General features: G+C 62.5%; 20 protein-coding genes. 12 read left to right on the forward strand and 8 right to left on the reverse strand.

The features are described from left to right. Positions 1–139: 139 nt before the first annotated feature. Positions 140–1,093, reverse strand: a complete 954-nt coding sequence (locus NA619_RS20580; protein ID WP_255963677.1) for a TAXI family TRAP transporter solute-binding subunit — start codon at positions 1,091–1,093, stop codon at positions 140–142. A gap of 373 nt (positions 1,094–1,466) precedes the next feature. On the opposite strand from NA619_RS20580, the gene NA619_RS20585 reads away from it, so the two are divergent. Both NA619_RS20585 and NA619_RS20590 read left to right on the forward strand, forming a co-directional pair. Then, a complete protein-coding gene (locus NA619_RS20585) occupies positions 1,467–1,895 on the forward strand; it encodes a DNA methylase (protein WP_255963678.1) in 429 nt (142 codons plus the stop codon). A gap of 112 nt (positions 1,896–2,007) precedes the next feature. Beyond that, positions 2,008–2,250, forward strand: coding sequence for a hypothetical protein (locus NA619_RS20590; protein WP_255963706.1), 243 nt, complete (start codon positions 2,008–2,010; stop codon positions 2,248–2,250). 3 nt (positions 2,251–2,253) lie between these two features. Here the strand turns inward: NA619_RS20590 and phnN are convergent, their stop codons facing one another. Further along, entirely contained in the window at positions 2,254–2,793 is a 540-nt protein-coding gene (gene phnN, locus NA619_RS20595; protein ID WP_255963679.1) for a phosphonate metabolism protein/1,5-bisphosphokinase (PRPP-forming) PhnN, read from the reverse strand. Between the two features lie 98 nt (positions 2,794–2,891). Here phnN and NA619_RS20600 point away from each other — a divergent pair, with 98 nt between their 5' ends. The 8 genes from NA619_RS20600 (at position 2,892) to mdcH (ending at position 9,585) form a co-directional block, all read left to right on the forward strand. Further along, complete coding sequence (locus NA619_RS20600) at positions 2,892–3,329, forward strand: YqaA family protein (protein ID WP_255963680.1); 438 nt, start codon at positions 2,892–2,894, stop codon at positions 3,327–3,329. A gap of 116 nt (positions 3,330–3,445) precedes the next feature. After that, on the forward strand, positions 3,446–5,113 hold the full coding sequence (gene mdcA / locus NA619_RS20605) for a malonate decarboxylase subunit alpha (RefSeq protein ID WP_255963681.1): 1,668 nt from the start codon (positions 3,446–3,448) through the stop codon (positions 5,111–5,113). Continuing rightward, the gene (locus NA619_RS20610; protein WP_255963683.1) at positions 5,113–5,988 is read left to right on the forward strand and encodes a triphosphoribosyl-dephospho-CoA synthase; all 876 of its coding nucleotides are present in this window, start codon (positions 5,113–5,115) and stop codon (positions 5,986–5,988) included. The genes mdcA and NA619_RS20610 overlap by 1 nt, the downstream gene beginning before the upstream one ends. A 2-nt stretch (positions 5,989–5,990) precedes the next feature. Beyond that, the gene (locus tag NA619_RS20615) at positions 5,991–6,290 is read left to right on the forward strand and encodes a malonate decarboxylase subunit delta (RefSeq protein WP_025243750.1); all 300 of its coding nucleotides are present in this window, start codon (positions 5,991–5,993) and stop codon (positions 6,288–6,290) included. Continuing rightward, positions 6,283–7,149 (forward strand): biotin-independent malonate decarboxylase subunit beta, encoded by an 867-nt coding sequence (locus NA619_RS20620; RefSeq protein WP_255963684.1) that lies wholly within the window; start codon positions 6,283–6,285, stop codon positions 7,147–7,149. The genes NA619_RS20615 and NA619_RS20620 overlap by 8 nt, the downstream gene beginning before the upstream one ends. Further along, a complete protein-coding gene (mdcE, locus tag NA619_RS20625; protein WP_255963685.1) occupies positions 7,146–7,931 on the forward strand; it encodes a biotin-independent malonate decarboxylase subunit gamma in 786 nt (261 codons plus the stop codon). The genes NA619_RS20620 and mdcE overlap by 4 nt, the downstream gene beginning before the upstream one ends. 101 nt (positions 7,932–8,032) lie before the next feature. Beyond that, positions 8,033–8,653 carry a malonate decarboxylase holo-ACP synthase gene (locus NA619_RS20630; protein WP_255963686.1) on the forward strand — a complete coding sequence of 207 codons (621 nt, stop codon included), beginning with the start codon at positions 8,033–8,035 and terminating at the stop codon, positions 8,651–8,653. After that, entirely contained in the window at positions 8,650–9,585 is a 936-nt protein-coding gene (gene mdcH, locus NA619_RS20635) for a malonate decarboxylase subunit epsilon (protein ID WP_255963688.1), read from the forward strand. The genes NA619_RS20630 and mdcH overlap by 4 nt, the downstream gene beginning before the upstream one ends. 211 nt (positions 9,586–9,796) lie before the next feature. On the opposite strand, the gene NA619_RS20640 is transcribed toward mdcH, so the two are convergent. From NA619_RS20640 to NA619_RS20665, 6 genes are all read right to left on the reverse strand, one after another. Next, complete coding sequence (locus tag NA619_RS20640; protein ID WP_255963689.1) at positions 9,797–11,113, reverse strand: TRAP transporter large permease; 1,317 nt, start codon at positions 11,111–11,113, stop codon at positions 9,797–9,799. Next, positions 11,110–11,679: a TRAP transporter small permease subunit gene (locus NA619_RS20645; protein ID WP_255963690.1), complete on the reverse strand. Its 570-nt coding sequence runs from the start codon at positions 11,677–11,679 to the stop codon at positions 11,110–11,112. Before NA619_RS20645 ends, NA619_RS20640 begins: the two co-directional genes overlap by 4 nt. Before the next feature lie 94 nt (positions 11,680–11,773). Then, a complete protein-coding gene (gene dctP, locus NA619_RS20650) occupies positions 11,774–12,766 on the reverse strand; it encodes a TRAP transporter substrate-binding protein DctP (RefSeq protein ID WP_255963691.1) in 993 nt (330 codons plus the stop codon). A gap of 171 nt (positions 12,767–12,937) precedes the next feature. Next, positions 12,938–13,879 carry a LysR family transcriptional regulator gene (locus NA619_RS20655; protein WP_255963692.1) on the reverse strand — a complete coding sequence of 314 codons (942 nt, stop codon included), beginning with the start codon at positions 13,877–13,879 and terminating at the stop codon, positions 12,938–12,940. 748 nt (positions 13,880–14,627) lie between these two features. Further along, positions 14,628–15,794, reverse strand: coding sequence for a class C beta-lactamase (ampC, locus tag NA619_RS20660; protein ID WP_255963693.1), 1,167 nt, complete (start codon positions 15,792–15,794; stop codon positions 14,628–14,630). Positions 15,795–15,813: 19 nt separating this feature from the next. Further along, positions 15,814–16,182: a PH domain-containing protein gene (locus tag NA619_RS20665; RefSeq protein WP_255963694.1), complete on the reverse strand. Its 369-nt coding sequence runs from the start codon at positions 16,180–16,182 to the stop codon at positions 15,814–15,816. 207 nt (positions 16,183–16,389) lie between these two features. Here NA619_RS20665 and NA619_RS20670 point away from each other — a divergent pair, with 207 nt between their 5' ends. Both NA619_RS20670 and NA619_RS20675 read left to right on the forward strand, forming a co-directional pair. Continuing rightward, entirely contained in the window at positions 16,390–18,447 is a 2,058-nt protein-coding gene (locus NA619_RS20670; RefSeq protein WP_255963695.1) for a TonB-dependent siderophore receptor, read from the forward strand. A gap of 58 nt (positions 18,448–18,505) precedes the next feature. Continuing rightward, the gene (locus tag NA619_RS20675; protein ID WP_255963696.1) at positions 18,506–19,231 is read left to right on the forward strand and encodes a DUF4198 domain-containing protein; all 726 of its coding nucleotides are present in this window, start codon (positions 18,506–18,508) and stop codon (positions 19,229–19,231) included. The last annotated feature ends 26 nt before the right edge of the window (positions 19,232–19,257 follow it).

Here is a 19,257-nt window from a genome sequence, read left to right on the forward strand (position 1 = left end):
CGTAGAGCCGCTAACAAAACCTGCCGTGGAATACACGCTGGTTTTACTAGCGTCTCTTTATATTCGGGTCGGTGGAGCCGTGGACGCGATGCGCCCACGGTTCAGGAACAGGGCAGCTAGGACGCTGCCCGCAGCGTACTCAGAGTGCGCCGGCTTCCTTGTAGTAACGCTCGGCACCCGGATGCAGCGGGATTGGCAGTGCCTTGGTCGCGTTTTCCAGCTTGATGTCCTTGGCTGCCGAATGAGCGTTGCCCAGCTGATCGAGGTTTTCGAACAGCAGCTTGGTCATCTGGTAGGCGACGTCATCGGAGACACCTTCGTGGGTCACGAGGATGTTGGTGATGGCGACGGTGGGAACGTCCGCTTCCTGGCCGTCGTAGGTGCCAGCCGGGATCTTCGCAGCCTGGTAGGCCGCGTTATTGATCTTGGCGACCACGTCTTCAGGGATCTCAACGTAGTTCAGCGGCATGGTAGCCGCCAGGTCACGAATGGCAGCCATGCCCAGGCCTGCCGATTGAAGCGTGGCGTCGAGCTGGCGGTTCTTGATCAGTTCGACCGACTCGGCGAACGGAAGATATTCCACCTTGCCCATGTCTTCGTAGCTCAGGCCGGCTGCCTTGAGGATGGCGCGAGCGTTGAGCTCGGTGCCGGACTTGGGCGCGCCCACCGATAGTGACTTGCCCTTCAGGTCAGCCAGTGTCTTGATGCCCGAATCCTTGCTGGCGACGATCTGGATGTAGTTCGGGTAGCTGCCGCCGATGGCGCGCAGTTTCTTCAGCGGGGCCTTGAAGCCGGCGTCTTCAACGCCATTCCAACCATCAGCGACCGAATCGCCCAGGGCGAAGCCCAGCTCGCCACGACCGGCTTGCAGGAGGTTGAGGTTTTCGACCGAAGCCTTGGTGGCCTGCACGGAGGTTTTCGACCCGTCGATGCCCTTGCTGTACAGCTGGGAGATGCCGACCCCGATCGGGTAGTACACACCGCTGGTGCCGCCCGTGAGGATGTTGATGAAGGTCGGCGCGGCCACTGCTGCGGTGCTGGCGGTAAAGGCCGCTGCGGCAGCTAGCAGGCTGAAGCGTTTGGTCATTCTCATGGTGTAACTCCGTTCGTTGTTATTGGTTTTGCAGAACTGACGATAGACGATCAGTTGCAGCCATTGTGCTGCAAACGGGACAAGAACAGGCGGAGACACACGGATGGCTTTCGCAGAGGAAAGCAGGGGTGCGCTGTGCGGATTTTCTTGTCGTTGATCGCATCGGGCATAGAGGGTATAGCACGAGGCGTGCCACCCTCCCGCAGGGCTCTGGCACGGGGCCACGATGCCCGGCCTTGCATCGTGTGCGCGGAAATACGCCTATCCACATCGGTGCATCGGCGGATTCTTGCCTATCGCTAGCGTGGTCGGCCATGAAACCTGGGTTGCCCTTTAGCGTCGCAAAGGAAGGGCTATCAGGATGAGGTGATGCATGGCGGTTGAAGTCGACGCCGAGGCGTTGGGTATCGAGATCGGGAAAGGCGAGGGCGAGCTGTTCAAGTGGTTCATCGCCAGCTTTTTGTTTGGCAAGCGTATACAGCGTGACATTGCCGCCGAGGCTTATCGCGTCATCGTCTACAAGCATGGCCACGACACACCCGCCAAACTCGGCAACTGCAGCCGGCGGGCGCTTGTAGGCATGCTTGGCGAAGCACGCTACGTGCGTTATGACGAATCCACCGCCGAACGGCTGGTCAAGCTGTGCGACAGGCTCAACCGTGACTACGGCGGCATGCTCGGTGCCATTCGCGAGAGAAGCAGGGATCGCAAGGAGTTGGAAAAACGCCTGGCTGAGTTCGAGGGCGTCGGGCCGAAGACCGTGGAGATCTTCATGCGTGAGGCGGAGAAGGTCTGGTATTGAGCCGCCGGTCCTGGGCCAACGCTAGAAGGCTTTGATCGCGCAAGTGACCGGCCGCGCTTGCGTCATCAGCCGATGCGATTAAAGTGGCGCATCTCCCATGCGAAGCCCATCCATGCGCACCTTGTTGTTTGCGTTCTGTCTGTCCCTGCCGCTGCTGGCCATCGCCGGCCCCGCGCCGTATTACCAGTGGCAAAGCAAGGCCGATGGCACGGTGATCTGCCGCCAGACGTCGCCCGGGCATGGCTGGGAATTGCTCAACGGCCAGCCCTTTCGGGACCTCAACTGCAGCATGCCGGCCGCGCGCATCGAGCGTCCCACTGTTGTGCCTGGGTTTCATCCGCAGCCAGGTCGCTGAGGCCTAGCGGTCGATGAGCCGCAGCAGCTTGTCGACCGAGTCCTGCAGATCACCGGAGTTGTCCAGCAGGAACACCTCGTCCAGCGAATCCTCGAAGCGCGCGTTGCGTGCTAGGCGTGCTTCTACCTGCTCCGGCGTCTCGCGGTTGCGCTTGAGCAGGCGCTGGCGCAGCACCTCGGGACGTACGCCGAGCAACACCGCCAGTAGCTCTGGGTAGCGTTGACGAGCCGTCGGCAGATAACCCCTTGAGCCATTGACCAACACGTCATCACCGGCCGCCAGCCACTGATCGATCTGGCTCGGAATGCCGTACGCCAGCTCGTTGGCCCGCCAGCTCATGGCAAAGGCACCGCTGCGCTCCAGACGATCGAATTCATCATGGCTGACGGCCTCGGCGGACTCGCCCACCGCTTCGGCGGAGCGGGTGATAACCCGCCGTGCGATGCGCACCCCGCGCTCGGCCAACCGCTCCCGTGCGGCATCGAGCACGCTGTCCTTGCCCGAGCCTGAGGGGCCGATGAGATAGATCAACCTGCCTTTCATCAAAATCCTCTGTTACCGTTTCGTCCGCTTTGCCTCGTTGCCCGCTCGGCGGCGCTCCGGGCACTCATTCCGCCGTTTCCATCCGCTTGAAGAGTCACATGCTCGACCTGTCTGCCTACCTGGGCCTGTTCATCGCGGCATTCGCAGCCGCCACGCTGATCCCGGCGCAATCGGAAGCCGTGCTGGTCGGGTTGCTGCTGCACGGCGGTTATTCGCCCACGATTCTGCTGCTGGTGGCGACCCTGGGCAACGTGCTGGGATCGCTGCTCAACTGGCTGCTGGGCCGGTCGGTCGAGCGCTTGCGGCACAAGCGCTGGTTCCCGGTGAGCGATCAGCAGCTGGAACGAGCCCAGCGACGTTACCACCGCTTCGGACGCTGGTCGCTGCTGCTGAGCTGGGTGCCAATCATTGGCGACCCGCTGACCGTGATCGCCGGAACCCTGCGCGAGCCGCTCTGGAGTTTCCTGCTGCTGGTCACCCTGGCCAAGGGCGGGCGCTATCTGATTCTTGCCAGCGTCACGCTCGGCTGGTTATGACGCAAAAGACCGCCATCGTTAACCTCAGCGTAACAAAGTGCCCCGCTGCTTGATTGATGACCCCTTGATGAGGTCCCTACTGTGCGCTCCACATAGCGGAAAACTGTGGAGTCAGCATGACAACAACAATATCCCCACCGCCGCAGTGGTCGCGTCGTCGCGCTGAAAAAGCCCGACGCCTTGATCAGGTGCGCGACCTCGCTGATGGCGTGGTGTTGCCGAGCGACAAGATCGTCGCCGCGCTCGAAGCGCTGATCGCCCCCGGGGACCGCGTGGTGCTCGAAGGCAACAACCAGAAGCAGGCGGACTTTCTCTCTCGCTCCCTCGCCCAGGTCGACCCCGGCAAGCTGCATGACCTGCACATGATCATGCCGAGCGTCAGCCGCGCCGAGCACCTGGATCTGTTCGAACGCCAGATCGCCCGCAAGCTCGATTTCTCCTTTGCCGGCCCGCAGAGCCTGCGCATCAGCCAGCTCCTTGAAGACGGGCTGCTGGAAGTCGGCGCCATCCACACCTACATCGAACTCTATTCGCGTCTGTTGGTGGACCTGATCCCCCATGTCGCGCTGGTCGCCGGCTTCCAGGCCGACCGTCACGGCAACATCTACACCGGCCCCAGCACCGAAGACACCCCGGCGCTGGTGGAGCCGACCGCGTTCTCCGACGGCATCGTCATCTTCCAGGTCAACGAGATCGTCGATGAACTGCCGCGCGTGGACATTCCGGCCAGTTGGGTCGATTTCGTCGTGGTCGCCGACAAGCCGTTCTATATCGAGCCGCTGTTCACCCGCGATCCGCGCCACATCAAGCCGGTGCACGTCTTGATGGCGATGATGGCGATCCGCGGCATCTACGAAAAGCACAACGTCCAGTCGCTCAACCACGGCATCGGCTTCAATACCGCCGCCATCGAGCTGATCCTGCCGACCTACGGCGAATCCCTCGGCCTGAAAGGCAAGATCTGCCGCAACTGGACGCTCAACCCGCACCCGACCCTGATCCCGGCAATCGAGACCGGCTGGGTCGAGAGCGTGCATTGCTTCGGCACCGAGCTGGGCATGGAGAACTACATCGCCCATCGTCCGGACGTGTTCTTCACCGGTCGCGACGGCTCGATGCGCTCCAACCGCATGATGTGCCAGTTGGCCGGCCAGTACGCCGTGGATCTGTTTATCGGCGCCACGCTGCAAGTCGATGGCGACGGGCATTCGTCTACTGTTACCCGTGGTCGCCTGGCGGGCTTCGGCGGCGCGCCGAACATGGGCCACGACCCGCGCGGCCGTCGCCACCCCACTCCGGCCTGGCTGGACATGGCCATGCCCGGCGGCGAAGCCCCAGTGACCCTGCTCGAGCGCGGGAAAAAGCTCGTGGTGCAGATGGTCGAGACCTTCCAGGAAGGCGGCAAACCCACCTTTGTCGAGCAGCTCGACGCGGTGGAGGTGGCGAAGAAGAGCGGCATGCCGCTGGCGCCGATCATGATCTACGGCGACGACGTCACCCACCTGCTCACCGAAGAAGGCATCGCCTATCTGTACAAGGCGCGCTCATTGGAAGAGCGTCAGGCGATGATCGCCGCGGTGGCCGGCGTCACCAGCATCGGCTTGCGCCACAACCCGAAGGACACCGAGCGCATGCGCCGCGAAGGGCTGATCGCGCTGCCGGAAGACCTCGGCATCCGTCGCAACGACGCGACCCGCGAGCTGCTCGCGGCCAAAAGCATCGCTGAGCTGGTCGACTGGTCCGGCGGCCTCTACAACCCGCCTGCCAAGTTCAGGAGCTGGTGATGAGCGCACTCATTGCAAGACAGGCGCAGCCGTCGCAGGCCGAGCGCCTGGCGGATCTGGCCGTGCAGGCGCTGATCGACGAGGCCGACCTGTCGCCCAAGCCGGGGTTGGTGGATCGGCGCGGCAACGGCGCGCACGACGATCTGCATCTGGGCTTGATGCACGCCTCGGCCCATGCGCTGTGGCCGGCGTTCAAGGCGATGGCCGAAGCGGCGCAGCAGATTGGTGAAGTCGGCCAGCCTTTGCGCGAAACCCTTGGCCAACTGGGCCGCGACGGCGAGGCCGAGATGCTCCGCGTCACCGCTGGGGTGAATACCCATCGTGGCGCGATCTGGGCGCTGGGGCTGCTGAGTGCCGCTGCCATGCTGAGACCAGATGCGACGCCTGGGGAAATCGCCGTGACCGCCGCCGCCCTGGCTCGGCTGAACGACCCGGCCGCACCGCACAACCTGGACAGCCACGGTGCGCGGGTTTGCCGTACCTATGGCGTGCTCGGTGCGCGGGAACAGGCGCAGCACGGCTTTCCCGCCGTCATCGAACAAGGCCTGCCACAGCTGCTGGTGAGCCGCCGCAGCGGGGCGGGTGAGCAGAACGCCCGGCTCGATGCACTGCTGGCGATCATGAGCACCCTGACCGATACCTGCGTGCTGCACCGCGCCGGACTGGAAGGGCTGACCCGCATGCAGGCCGGCGCCCGCGCTGTGCTCGCCGCAGGTGGCGCCGCCAGCCTTGACGGCCGCCGCCAGTTGCGCGATCTGGATCGCGACATGCTCATCCTCAACGCTTCGCCGGGCGGCGCTGCCGACCTGCTCGCCGCCACCTTATTCCTCGACCGTCTGGCGCCCGCCGCGTCGGCGCCGACTGGGAGCAACTGAACATGGAAACCCTGTCATTCGAATTCGCTGCCGGGCAACCCGCCCGAGGCAAGGCCTTGGTCGGCGTGGTCGGCTCGGGCGATCTGGAAGTGCTGCTCGAACCCGGCCAGGCCGGCAAGCTGGCGATCCAGGTGGTCACCTCGGTCAACGGCGCTGAGCAACGCTGGCGGCACCTGTTCGAGCGGATGTTCCGCGAGCAGACGCCGCCCGCCTTGAACATCGACATTCACGATTTTGGGGCCACTCCCGGCGTTGTGCGTTTGCGTCTGGAGCAGGGACTGGAGGAGGTCGGCCATGACTGATTCGTCCGCCGATAATGTGGCCCGTTTACTCAAGTCGCGCAGCTTCGTAGAACTTGGCGCTCGCCAGCGTGCTCGCGCATTGTTGGATGAAGGCAGCTTTCGCGAACTGCTCGATCCGTTCGATCGCGTCACGTCGCCCTGGCTACCGAAGCAGGGCATCGTCACCCAGGCCGACGATGGCGTGGTGGTGGCCAAAGGCACCATTGACGGCCAGCCGGCGGTGATCGCCGCCATCGAAGGCGCCTTCCAGGGCGGCAGCATGGGCGAGGTTGGCGGTGCAAAGATTGCCGGCGCGCTGGAACTGGCCGTCGAAGACAACCTGAAAGGCATCCCGACCCGTGCCGTGCTCTTGCTGGAAACCGGCGGCGTACGCCTGCAGGAAGCCAACCTCGGGCTGGCTGCCATCGCCGAGATCCAGGCGGCCATCGTCGAGCTGCGCGAGCACCAGCCGGTGATCGGCGTGGTCGCCGGCTCGGTCGGCTGCTTTGGCGGCATGGGCATCGCCTCCGGACTGTGCAGCTATCTCGTGGTGACCCGCGAGGCCCGCGTCGGCCTCAACGGGCCGCAGGTGATCGAGCAGGAGGCCGGACTCGATGAGTACGACTCTCGCGACCGGCCCTTTATCTGGAGCCTGACCGGCGGTGAACAGCGTCAGGCCAGCGGCCTGGCAGACAGCTATGTCGCCGACGACACCGACGCTATCCGCAGCGAGCTGCATCGGTTGTTCGCCCAAGGCAAACCGGCGCAGCCGCGCAGCCGACGCCATGCCTGGTTCCTGCAGCGTCTGACCGATGCCGATACCCGTGAACAGCTCGACGCTGCTGGGGTGCGAGCCCTCTACACAGGAGATGCCAGATGAGCCGTGGACTGAGCTGGTTGCAAGCCTTGGCCGACGGTCAGGCACTGGCGGGCTATCCGGCCTCGGTGAAAGTGGTCGACGGCACTCTTGGTGAGCGCGCCGCCCGCTATATCGCCGTGGTACCGGATGCCGAAAATTCATTCCCGCGCGCGCGCAACGGCGAGGTCGGCCTGCTGGAAGGCTGGGCGCTGGGCCAGGCGCTGGACGAGGTGATCGAAGCCGACCAGGGCAAGGCGGAGAAGCGCGTGGTGGTTGCCGTGGTCGATGTGCCAAGCCAGGCCTATGGCCGCCGCGAAGAAGCCCTGGGCATTCACCAGGCGTTGGCCGGTGCGGTGGACGGTTATGCCCGCGCGCGGCTGGCCGGGCATCCGGTGATCGCGCTGCTGGTGGGCAAGGCCATGTCCGGCGCCTTTCTCGCGCACGGTTATCAGGCCCAGCGGATCATCGCCCTGCGCGACCCGGGCGTGATGGTGCATGCCATGGGCAAAGCCGCGGCCGCGCGCATCACCCTACGCAGCGTCGAGGAACTCGAAGCCCTGGCTGAATCGGTGCCGCCGATGGCCTACGATATCGATAACTACGCCACCCTCGGCCTGCTCTGGGAGACCCTCTCGGTGGATAACATCGAGCAGCCGGCCGGCGATGATCTGCAGCGCGTGCGCGATTGTCTGCAAAGGGCGGTTGCGGACATCGGTAGCAGTACCGATTTGAGTAGCCGTCTCGGCGCGCCGAATCGCGAGGCGTCTTCGCGTGTGCGGGCTTTGCTCCGGGAACAGTGGTGAGCTTGCTCCCCTCACCCCGTCGGGAAGAAGTACGGGGTGCGGGGTTTGGTGAACGCCATCGCTCACATCGCCCCACAACATCATTCACCTGGAGTCTGTAGATGCACGACCTTCCATGCCCACATGATCTGCTCTGGGGCATGACTCCGGCGCAACTGTCCGCTGATGCGCCGGAGTGGGTGCTTCCGGTGCTTGCGGCTGGGCAACCGGTGGTGGTGCGGCGTGCCATGGTGGCGAGCGGTCAGATTGCCGTGGGTGTGCGCGGCGCCACGCGCGATCAGCGCTACGCCACGGTGATGTCGGCGGACTCGGTGCTTCGCTCTGTGCGGCCTGAAGCCCTGGTCGAGCATGTTCCCGTGAGTGGTCTGCGGGCGCTGCTTGCGTTGGCGCAATTGAAACCTGCGCTGGACGAGCTGGGGATGGTCTGGGGCGTGACGGGTTCGGTTGGCTATCAGCTGGCGACCGGCGTCCCCGTTGCCCATGCTGAAAGCGATCTCGACCTGCTGGTGCGGGCGCCGCAGCCGTTTTCCCGAAGCATGGCCCACGAACTGTTACGACAGCTGGACGGCGCACCGTGCTGCGTCGATTTGCAGCTGGAAACTCCAGCGGGAGCCATCGCCCTGCGCGAGTGGGCCGGCAGCTCTGATCGTGTGTTGCTCAAATGTCCGACCGGCGCGCGGTTGGTGAGCGATCCCTGGGACAGGGCGGAGCAGGCGGCATGAGCAGCCTGTTCGCCTTTCCCGGTCAGGGCGCGCAAAAGCCCGGAATGTTGCATCGCCTGCCGCAGGAACCGGAAATCCTCCAGTGCCTCGAACAGGCCGGTGATGCGCTGGGCGAGGATGCCTTGTCGCTGGACAGCGAAGCGGCGCTTGGATCGACCCGCGCCGTGCAGCTCTGCCTGCTGATTGCGGGAGTGGCCGGTGCGCGGCTGCTGATGCGTAACGGGCAGGCACCGGACTACGTGGCGGGACTGTCCATCGGCGCCTACGCCGCCGCGGTGGTGGCCGGTTCGCTGGACTATCAGGACGCCGTGCGGCTGGTTGCGTTGCGCGGGGAGCTGATGCAGAACGCCTACCCCCATGGCTTCGGGATGACGGCCCTGATCGGCCTGGACCTGGGCTCGGTGGAACGACTGCTCGCTGAGGTGCATGACGAAAACACACCGGTGCATCTGGCCAATATCAACGCTGACAACCAGATCGTCATCGCTGGTGCGGATTACGCCATGGCGATGGTCGCGCAACGCGCCAAGGTGCTGGGCGCAAGCTCCGCTACGCGTCTGGCGGTCAGCGTCCCGTCCCACAGTGCCTTGTTGAGCGCACCGGCGGCCCGGCTCGCTGAAGCCTTCACCGGCGTAGAGCTGCGCGCGCCTCGCCTGCGGTATCTGAGCAGCACCACGGCCCGTCCCATCCTTGACGCCGAGCGTCTGCGCAACGATCTGGCCTTCAACATGTGCCGCGTCGTCGACTGGCACGGCACACTGCGCACCGCCTACGAGCGCGGCGTGCGACTGCATATCGAAATGCCCCCCGGCTCGGTGCTCACCGGTCTGGCGCGGCGCGTCTTCGAACAGGGTACGTTGATCGCATTCGATGGCGCCCGGCTGGACACTCTGACCGCCTTGCTGCGCCAGGAAGCGGATCGGGCTGAATAGGGTGCAGTAAGACCTTCGGCCTTCGTCCAAACCATTCCCGCTTCACGCGAAGGTGCAGGCCAGTCGTGGTCGGCGTACCGTAACGGCTCCGCTCAAACCATCATGACCCAGGCGCGCATCTCTTTGCTGCGGTAGGCAACGTGCAGACAAAAAAACGGGCTTCCGATGGAAGCCCGTCAAATCGGCCTACGGCCAATGGCCAACATGCATCCTAGATTGCTTCGCCCATTACGTAGTCAGGCAGGATGGTCGCGATCTGCGGGAACACGCACAGCACGATGATCGCCAGCACCATGACCAGTGCGTAGGGGAGCGCTCCCCAGAGAATTTCCCGCGTCGGGACCTGCGGTGCGATCCCATTGATGACGAACAGGTTCAGGCCCAGCGGCGGGGTAATCAGGCCGATCTCCATGTTGATGGTCAGTACGACCGCGAACCAGTAGGGGTCGAAGCCTGCCTGAATGACGATGGGGAAGAGCAAGGGCGCGGACATCACGATCACCGCTACAGGCGGCAGGAACATCCCGGCCACGAGCAGGAACACGTTGATCACGCCCATCAGCACCCAGCGATTGACGTCCAGGCTGGCAATCGTCTCAGCGAGTGACTGAGTGATGTACAGCGAGGACAGCGCAAAGGCGAACAGCTCGGCGGACGCGAGGATCATCATGATCATCACGCTTTCACGCATCCCGGAGCCGAAGATGTTGCGGAACGTGCCCATCTTGAACAACCGGTAGGCCAGTACCACTACCACCAGCGTGAGCATCGCACCTGCGCCCGCGGCTTCTGAAGGCGTGGCCACGCCGCCATACAGCACGTAGAGGACGCCGAGGATGATCAGCATCAGCGGCAGTATCCGCGGCAGCGCCGCAAACTTGTCGCGCAGGCTGTAGTACACGCCTTCGGTGCCGAAACGGAAGCCCTTGCGCCGGGCATCGATCATCGCCCAGCCCATGAACATGGCCGTCAACATCAGGCCCGGGAGTACACCGGCGAGGAAGAGCCGGCCGATGGAAGTTTCCGTGGCGATGCCATAGATGATCATCGTCACCGAGGGCGGCAGCAGGATGCCCAGCGTGCCGCCTGCTGCGATCGAGCCGGTCGCCACCGAGGAAGGGTAGCCGCGGTTGATCATCTCCGGGATGCCCATTTTGCCGATGGCCGCGCAGGTTGCCGGGCTCGAACCGGTCATCCCCGAAAACACGGCGCAGGCGCCGATGTTCGACAGCACCAGACCACCTGGCACCTTGTACATCCAGCGGTCCAGTGCGCGATAAAGGTCGGCGCCGGCGGGCGTGCCGGCCACGATGGCGCCCATCAATACGAACATCGGAATCGAGACGAAGGCCAGGTTGCCGATGCCGGCGAACATGGTTTCGGCCACCACGCCGATGACTTCCGGGCCCATCGCCATGAACAGACCGCCCATGGCCGCCAGGCCTAGGGCAAACGCGATGGGCATGCCCGTGGCGAGGAACAGCAGCAAGGCACAAATCAGAGCCACGCCTGCAAGGGTTGGAGTCATGGCGCTTCTCCGAATCTCTGATGGGAGTGCAGGGTGTTTTCGTCCTCGGCGGACGTGGGAGTGTGCGTCGGGGACGTTGCCAGTTCGGGGTTGAACAGCTTCATCAGCTCAACTATGTACTGCAGGCACAGCAGACCGAAGCCCACCAGCATGGGAGTCGCGGGAATCCACAGCGGAATGGCGGCGATGGTCGGGGTGGTCCAGCCACCTTCCCAGGCCTCGTAGACGTAGATGCCGCTCGCCACGGTCATCAGCACGCAAAACGCCAGACCCAGCAATGCGCCCAGGCATTTCATCCGGCGTTGGTTCGATGGCGACATCATCAACTCGATGACATCCACGCCGACATGGCCTTTCTTCATCAAGACGTAGGGTGCGCCGATGAAGATCGCGGCAGTGGCCGCGAACACCACGACCTCGGTCTGCCAGATGGTGGGCGCTCTGAACAAGTAACGCATGAGGATCATCTGGCACATGACGACCATGGCGACGATCAACAGGAACACGGAACTGATACCACCCAGGCGCGACAGGGCCTCGATGGATCGAACGATATGTTTGGACATGGGGACTACTCCTCAGAGCCCGCGCCGTGTGGTTGAAACCCGCGGCGCGCGCTCGATCACGCTAAAGGCCGCTGCGCAAGCGGCCTGACGGGCATCACTGCACGGCTAGGGCTTTGTCCAGAAGCTCTTTGCCGCCTTTTACCTTCTCGGCAAAGTACTGATACGAGGATTCGCGTGCGACCTGCATCCAGGCGTCGTGCTGTTCCTTGTTCAGGCTCACAACCTCCACACCGGCTTTGGTGAAGGTATCGCTCATGCGCTTTTCGCCCTTGGGGCCTTCTTCGGCGAAGTAGGCTTCGGCTTTGCTGGCTGCGGCGAGCATCGCTTCCTGCTGTTCAGGCGTCAGGCGCTCGAAGCTACGCTTGGAGATCAACACGGGCTCATACATGAACCACAAGGCGTTCTCGCCCGGCGCGGTCAGGCATTTCACCTGCTCGTACAGGCGGTACGAGACGAAGCTGTCGTTCGAGGTGTTGGCGGCGTCCAGTACGCCGGTCTGCATACCGGTGTAGATTTCCGACGATGGCATCGAAGAAATCGAGGCGCCGGCAGCGGCAAGCATGTTTTCGAAGGCAGGACCTGCGGCGCGGATGACCTGTCCCTTGATGGTATCCGGCGAAGTAATGCAGCTCTTCTTCGATGCGAATCCGCCAGCCAGCCAGGCATCGGCCAGAATGATTGCGCCGTTCTTCTCCGCCAGCGCGTGGATCTCCTTCATGAAGTCGGAGTCGTTCAGGCGCTCGGCATGCTCATAGTTCTTGACCAGACCCGGCATCAAGGTGGCAGAAAACTGCGGAACGCGACCGGACGCGTAGTCCAGCGGCAAGGCCGTCATGTCGAGTTGCCCCCGCGTCAGCGCGCCCCATTGTTCATTGGCCTTGTACAGGGACGACGCGGAATAGATCTGGATCTTCAGGCCGACGTCGGCGGCGGCGACTTCCCGAGCGATGATCTGCACCATTTCATCACGGGGGTCACCTTGGTTGCCTGGAAACTGATGGGACGCACGCAGGACGGTTTCGGCGAAACTGGGGATGCTGGCAACCAGCAGTGCAGCCGCAACCGAGGTACGGAGTAGGGCTTTCATTGGAATCTCCTAGATTGACACTTCAGAGCCGCGATTCACGGCTCATAGTTATTTTTGTTACGTCAAAGAGAATTTCTCGTAATCCGAGCATCCTTGCTCGAGTCGGGTTGCAGGCTAGCGCGCGCAGGGGGGGCAGACAATTAAGACCCACCCGCTATCGTTACGCCAAAGTTAATGATTGCCGCGGGCCCCCGAAATATCGCTTGCTCGTGATCGATACATGCGGCATTCCGCGACCAATGCCAGCAGGTTGGGATCGCGTTCCTTGGTCTTGAGGAACACGACGCCGATCTGCTGCTGCAGGCGATACCGCCGTTGCAAGGGGATCAGTCTGATGCGGTTTTCGTACACCGCTGCGACGCGTCCGGGCAACAGCGCATAGCCGACACCGGAGCTGACCATGCTGAGCAGGGTAAAGATGTCATTGACCTGCATGCCTACGTTCGGCTCGAAGCCTGCCTGGCTGAACACCCGGGCGCTGTCGCGATGGGTAGCGAAGCCCTGGGTAAGGGTGATGAAGGTGTTCTCGCGCAGGTCCGCCAGGTCGACTTCCGCTTGTTCGGCGAAAGGCGAGTCTGTCGGCACCGCCAGAAAGATATCGTCGGCGAAAAGCAGCAATTGCTCGCAATCGGGATTGATGTGGCTGTCATCAAGGGAGACCAGAACGGCGTCCAGTTCCATGTTCTTCAGCTTGTAGAGCAGGTCGACGTTAGAGCCGAGGATCAGGTCGATATTCAGCTCACTGCGGCGCAGCTTGAGGCCCATGATCAGCTGCGGAACGGTCTTGACCGTCAATGAATACAGCGCGCCAAGCTTGAAGCGTTCCGCCGAAAACCCCGCTGCTTCACGCGTCTGGCGCACCGTTTCGACGACGTCCTTGATCAGCAGTTGGGCTCGCTCCTCCAGGACAAGGGCGCTCTCCAGCGGGATCAGATTGCGGCCGTCGCGCTTGAACAGCGGACAGCGCAGGGCGCTTTCCAGCGAATGAATGGCGCGGTGGACGCTGACGTTACTGGTGTTCAGCTCGGCCGCCGCCTTGGTCAGGCTGCCGCTGCGCATGAAGGCCAGAAACACTTCCAGCTTTTTCAGCGTCAGTTCTTCATCGATCTGCATTGGGCGAGAGGCTCGGAGGGAGTGGTCGATTATGCCGGCTGCGGTTACGGACCCAGCAATGGCTTTATGCCGGTGCGCTTGCCGTTGTCTTTCTTGCTGCTGATAGGGCAGATGACCGTTTGGGGCGTGCACATCGCAACGCATTACCCCGGCATTCATGCAAGTTGCAATACGGCAATTTCTACTGATTCTGATAACTAGTTGAAAAATATGAAAAAAATATTTCCAAAAATTCTGGCACGGTCACTGCTGAGGGAGTGTGTTGCCAAACGGCAATGGCCATTCAATTGATGTGAAGCTGGATGATTGCGCCAGCTCAGGATAGGAAGAAAATGGACAGCAGGCTGAACGGTAAGAGTGAAATTTGGGCCGATGGGTATTCATTCATGGAAGTCACCGAGACGCTGCTTATGGCCTTGGGCATCCGCACGAATGATCGGCAAGCTACTGAGCCCTTACTCACCCTGACTGAGCCAGCTGCGTCTCCTGCGCAACCAGCCTCCTGCATTGAAAGCGATCGCTAGTTTCGCCTCAGCGACACCGCAACGCCGGGAACGAGCCTGATGGTCTGATCAGGTTCCTGTTCCTGACCTCGGCGTAAATCGGCGGCGCCTCTTTATCGAATCTCGAGAGCCCTCATTTGTTTGAGGGCTTTTTCATTCTGGTGCCAGATCCGAGGACCGACAGCGCGTCCGCAACACTGTGCGTCTGACCATTACGCCCGGCCGCAGTGCAACCGATGGCGCCGCTATTCGTCCAGTTCGCTGAGGATGCGATGGGCGAGTTTCACCCGCTCTTCGTTCGGGTAGTACCGGTTGGCCAGGATCACAATGCCCAGCTGCCGCGCCGGTATGAAGGCCACATAGGCGCCGAAGCCGTTGGTCGAACCGGTCTTGTTGATCCAGACGTCTGCCTGTGGTGCCAACGGCGGCGTGATCGCCTCCACTGGATGGCTTTCGAGCACCATCTTGCTGCCGTTACCAGCCAGCAGATCATCCAGTACCACCGGATAGCGATACTGCTCCCAGACCAGTGCCTGGGTCATGGCGCCGATTCGGTAGTAGCCGGTGTGGGTGGCTGCCATGGCCTGAGCCACTTTTTCATCAGTCTCGACAATGCCGAGTTGGGCTTCGACGAAGCGCAGCAGATCTTCGCTGGTCGTCTTCACCCCATAGGCTTCTTCCGCCAGCAATGCAGAGTTGAGCCTGACCGGGTCGCCCTTCTGGTTGTAACCCTGCGCATAGCGCGGCATCTCGCTGGCCGGCACTTCGAGGTAGGTGCTGGACATCCCCAGTTTCGGCAGCAGGCCTTTCTGCAAGGCATCGCTATAGGAACGCTCCAGACTGGCCGCCGTGGCCCTGCCAAGCAGCCCGATGCTGGGATTGGCGTAGTTGCGGTAGCTTCCCTGCGGATGTTGCGGCCGCCAGCTTTTGAAGTAGTCCGTCAGCTGCTGTTCGTTGCGGATTTCCTCGGGTAGCTGCAACGGAAAGCCGCCCGCGGTGTGCGTCGCCAGATTGATCAGGGATACCGCATCGAGCTCGCTGCCTTCCAGGGCCGGCAGATGGCGACTGGGGCTGTCGGTGAGCGCGAGTTTGCCCTGGGCCTCGGCGTACGCGGCGAGGGTCGCGGTAAGAGTCTTGCTGACCGAGCCGATTTCGAACAGCGTGTTGCGCGTGACCGGCTGCTGGGTCTCTTTGGAGGCAAGGCCGTATTGGTAGAAGTGCTGCTGGCCCCCAGCGGTGACCGCGATCGCGAGGCCGGGAATACCGTGCTGCTCCATCACTGCGTTTGCGGCGTCGTTCACCGTCGCGTCGATACCCGGCGGGGCTGAGTCCGCCACCGCCGTCTGGCAGAAGGCTATCGCCAGCGTGACTGCCAGCAGCCATGCCAGGCGCTTCTTTGATGAGCACATCATCAGTCCTCGAACTTATCGGTCAGAGCAGGTGCTTGGAGATGTGTTTCGATATCTCGACGATGGCGGCCTTGCCGGTGAACTCGAACTTCACCAAGCCCAGTGATGAGAAATAGATCTCCAGCTCCGAGTCCAGATCGAAGGTGCCGGACGTCTCCACCGAATAAGCGACGATGTTCTTGTAGGGCAGCGAGGTGAAATCCTTCTTGCTACCGGTGATGCCCTGCACGTTGACCGCGATGATTCGCCGAGTGGTGAACACCACGCCATCGCGCATCGATTTGTAGGCGTCGATCACCTGTTCGTCATCCAGCAACAGTGACCTGACCCGCTCTGCATACTCGTCGTTTTGCTTCAGCTTGAAAAAGCCTTTGTTGTTGAAATCGATCATTCGCGTGCTCGCAAGGTTCGTTAATGGTTGGTGCTGCCTGCATGCTGCCGTACCCGGATACAGCTTTCCAGACAGGATTCGTCATTGACAGCCATTAACGGCTTCGATCAAATGTTACGGTATAACATCAAGTCGGAAGCGGTCATGAGCAGTAGAAGGGTTGTAGCACGGTTAGTTGGGATTGCCGCCGCGGCGGGATTCAGCAGCATGACAGCGCTGGCGCAGGAGCCGGACAGCGCGGTTCTCGAGGAAGTAGTGGTCACGGCCGATCGTGAGCAGGCCGAGGTCAAGGGCTACCAGGCCCGGCGTTCGGCGAGCGCGACCAAGACCGACAGTCCGCTGGAGGAGGTGCCCCAGGCGGTCAGCGTCATTCCCGCCACCGTGCTGGAGGATCTGGACAGCCCGCGTATCGAGAAGGCGCTGGATTACGCCGGAGGCGTCGCCCGCCAGAACGACTTCGGCGGCCTGACCATGTATGAATACAGCATCCGTGGCCTGACCACCTCGGAGTTCTACAAGGACGGCTTCAGCGTCAACCGCGGTTACATGAACCCGCAGGACCCATCAAACGTCGAGCGCATCGATGTGCTCAAAGGCCCGGCCTCCAGCCTTTATGGCCGCGGCGACCCAGGCGGCACCATCAATATCGTCAGCAAGCGCCCGCAGAATGATCAGTTCGCGCGCCTGGACCTGAGCGCCGGCCGTTGGGACCGTTACCGCAGCAGCCTGGACGTCAACACGCCCCTGGATGACGCAGGCAAGATGCTCTACCGCATGAACCTCGCGGTAGAAGACAGCAACAGCTTCCGTGATTACCGCTCCGGCGAACGGCAGTTCTTCGCGCCGGCGTTCAGCTGGGAGCTGACACCGCAGACGCGGCTGCTGGTGCAGGCTGAAGTCATTCGGAACAGCCAGGTGTTTGACCGTGGTGTGGTGGCGCCGAATGATCATCTTGGAAGCGTCTCGCGTTCGGACTTTTTCGGTGAGCCCGGCGACGGCGATATCAAGAACAACAACGAGAGCCTGCAGGCCGAGATCGAACATGATCTCAATGCCAGCTGGACGGTCAGATTGGCCAGCCACTACAAGCAGGGGCGCCTGAGCGGCGGCGCAACCGAGGCGAGCTTTCTGGCCGACGATGCGCGCACGCTCAACCGGGAATACCGCTATCGCGACTTCGACTGGCAGGACAGCATCACTCAGCTGGAACTTCGTGGCGTGGTCTACACCGGCGCTATCGAGCACAACCTGCTGATCGGCACCGAGTACGAGCGCTATTCCAAAAACGAACGCTTGATGCGCACCAGCCCGATCTCGCAGATCGACATATACGAGCCGGTTTACGGGCAACCGCGTCCTCCATTCAGCGTTGGCCTTGGCGGGCGCAGCACTCATCGTCACGAGCTGGTCCACTCCCGCTCGCTGAACCTGCAGGACCAGCTGCGCTTTACCGAAAAACTTTTCGGCGTTATCGGTGCGCGTTACGACCACTACGAACATCGCCTGGACAACGAAGTAGCGGGCACCCGCGCCGAGCAGACCCATGAAAAGGTCACGCCACGCATTGGCGCGCTCTATCAGTTCACGCCCGAAGTCGGCGTATTTGCCAACGCGTCGCAGTCATTCAAGCCCAACGGCGGCGCCGATGCGTCAGGCGCGGCCTTCGACCCCGAGGAGGGGGTGGGCTACGAAGCGGGCTTCAAGTTCGATCTGCTCGACAGCCGTCTGGGCATGACCGTCGCTGCGTTTCACCTGACCAAGGAAAACGTGCTCACCGCGGACCCCGCAGATTCGGCCTATCAGATCGCAGCTGGCGAATTGCGCAGCCGCGGTATCGATCTGCAGTTGACCGGACAGCTGACCGACGCAGTACGGGTGATCGGCGCCTACGCCTATGTAGACGCCGAGGTGACTGAGGACAACACGCTGGCGCGCGGCAGCCGCCTGCTCAATGTGCCCGAGCACAGCGGCAGCTTGCTGGGTGTGTACGAGTTCCTCGACGGCGGGCTGCGGGGCCTGGAGCTCGGCGGTGGGGCCAACTACGTCGGCGATCGATCCGGCAACGTTGCGGACAGTGGCTTCGAACTGCCGGGCTACACCACCGTCGATCTGCTAGCGCGCTACAAGGCCACGCAGGACCTGACCCTGGGCGTGAACCTCAACAACGCCTTCGACCGCACCTATTACGAGCGCTCCTACAGCAACGTCTGGGTAATGCCGGGCGAGCCGCGCAACCTCAGCCTTAGCCTGTCGTTGAATCTGTAATGCCGACCGGCTCGATACCGGGCCGGATCGTCCCCCGTTGAATCCACAAGGACTGAATATGAACAAGCAACACGCGAAACTCGCCATGGCCCTGCTGGCCGTGATGATGACCGGCCAGGCCTCTGCCCACGGTATGTGGACCGAAGAACGTCGCGGCAATATTGAAGTGATCTACGGCCATGGCGCCGAAGACAACGCCTACGACCCGAAGAAGATTTCGGGTGCCTGGGCGAGCGACCAGCGTGGTGGTCGTATCCCGGTGACCGTCGAGCAGCTCGAGGATCATGCGCGACTGAAGCCGCTTGAGTCGGCGGCGGTGCTCAGCGTCGCGCTGGACAATGGATACTGGACCCAGTCGCCGGACAAGAAATGGGTGAACCTGGGTGAAACAAAGGTCCCCGGCGCACTGGCTTCCGGGCGCTACTACAAGTACAGCCTGGCGGTGCTGCATGAGGATGCGAAGCTGCCAGCGCTGGATAAGCTGAAGCTGGTCATCGTGCCGCAAGCCGATCCGCTGTCAGTAGAAGTGGGCAAGGAGCTTGAAGTCCAGGTCCTGGTCGATGGCAAGCCGGCCGCCGACATCGAGCTGACAGCCGACTACGTGAACACCCCGGACGAGGTGGCCACAAAAACCAATGCCCAGGGCAAGGCCAAGATCACTGTGCGCAACCACGGCCTGAACGTCATCGCAGCCTCGGCGACCGTCCCGAGCGACGACCCGGATGCACGCGTGCGCGGCATGTTTTCCTCGCTGAGCTTCGTCAGCGGCAAGCACGAGCACTGATAGCTCAGCGTTGACGTTGATGCGTC

The organism is Stutzerimonas stutzeri, assembly GCF_024448895.1.
In the GTDB taxonomy this organism is placed as follows: Bacteria; Pseudomonadota; Gammaproteobacteria; order Pseudomonadales; family Pseudomonadaceae; genus Stutzerimonas; species Stutzerimonas stutzeri_Q.

What these genes read in the sequence shown, in the direction of transcription:
- NA619_RS20580 (WP_255963677.1), bottom strand. Translation starts at nt 1,093, where the DNA reads ATGAGAATGACCAAACGCTTCAGCCTGCTAGCTGCCGCAGCGGCCTTT.
- NA619_RS20585 (WP_255963678.1), top strand. Translation starts at nt 1,467, where the DNA reads ATGGCGGTTGAAGTCGACGCCGAGGCGTTGGGTATCGAGATCGGGAAA.
- NA619_RS20590 (WP_255963706.1), top strand. Translation starts at nt 2,008, where the DNA reads ATGCGCACCTTGTTGTTTGCGTTCTGTCTGTCCCTGCCGCTGCTGGCC.
- phnN (WP_255963679.1), bottom strand. Translation starts at nt 2,793, where the DNA reads ATGAAAGGCAGGTTGATCTATCTCATCGGCCCCTCAGGCTCGGGCAAG.
- NA619_RS20600 (WP_255963680.1), top strand. Translation starts at nt 2,892, where the DNA reads ATGCTCGACCTGTCTGCCTACCTGGGCCTGTTCATCGCGGCATTCGCA.
- mdcA (WP_255963681.1), top strand. Translation starts at nt 3,446, where the DNA reads ATGACAACAACAATATCCCCACCGCCGCAGTGGTCGCGTCGTCGCGCT.
- NA619_RS20610 (WP_255963683.1), top strand. Translation starts at nt 5,113, where the DNA reads ATGAGCGCACTCATTGCAAGACAGGCGCAGCCGTCGCAGGCCGAGCGC.
- NA619_RS20615 (WP_025243750.1), top strand. Translation starts at nt 5,991, where the DNA reads ATGGAAACCCTGTCATTCGAATTCGCTGCCGGGCAACCCGCCCGAGGC.
- NA619_RS20620 (WP_255963684.1), top strand. Translation starts at nt 6,283, where the DNA reads ATGACTGATTCGTCCGCCGATAATGTGGCCCGTTTACTCAAGTCGCGC.
- mdcE (WP_255963685.1), top strand. Translation starts at nt 7,146, where the DNA reads ATGAGCCGTGGACTGAGCTGGTTGCAAGCCTTGGCCGACGGTCAGGCA.
- NA619_RS20630 (WP_255963686.1), top strand. Translation starts at nt 8,033, where the DNA reads ATGCACGACCTTCCATGCCCACATGATCTGCTCTGGGGCATGACTCCG.
- mdcH (WP_255963688.1), top strand. Translation starts at nt 8,650, where the DNA reads ATGAGCAGCCTGTTCGCCTTTCCCGGTCAGGGCGCGCAAAAGCCCGGA.
- NA619_RS20640 (WP_255963689.1), bottom strand. Translation starts at nt 11,113, where the DNA reads ATGACTCCAACCCTTGCAGGCGTGGCTCTGATTTGTGCCTTGCTGCTG.
- NA619_RS20645 (WP_255963690.1), bottom strand. Translation starts at nt 11,679, where the DNA reads ATGTCCAAACATATCGTTCGATCCATCGAGGCCCTGTCGCGCCTGGGT.
- dctP (WP_255963691.1), bottom strand. Translation starts at nt 12,766, where the DNA reads ATGAAAGCCCTACTCCGTACCTCGGTTGCGGCTGCACTGCTGGTTGCC.
- NA619_RS20655 (WP_255963692.1), bottom strand. Translation starts at nt 13,879, where the DNA reads ATGCAGATCGATGAAGAACTGACGCTGAAAAAGCTGGAAGTGTTTCTG.
- ampC (WP_255963693.1), bottom strand. Translation starts at nt 15,794, where the DNA reads ATGATGTGCTCATCAAAGAAGCGCCTGGCATGGCTGCTGGCAGTCACG.
- NA619_RS20665 (WP_255963694.1), bottom strand. Translation starts at nt 16,182, where the DNA reads ATGATCGATTTCAACAACAAAGGCTTTTTCAAGCTGAAGCAAAACGAC.
- NA619_RS20670 (WP_255963695.1), top strand. Translation starts at nt 16,390, where the DNA reads ATGACAGCGCTGGCGCAGGAGCCGGACAGCGCGGTTCTCGAGGAAGTA.
- NA619_RS20675 (WP_255963696.1), top strand. Translation starts at nt 18,506, where the DNA reads ATGAACAAGCAACACGCGAAACTCGCCATGGCCCTGCTGGCCGTGATG.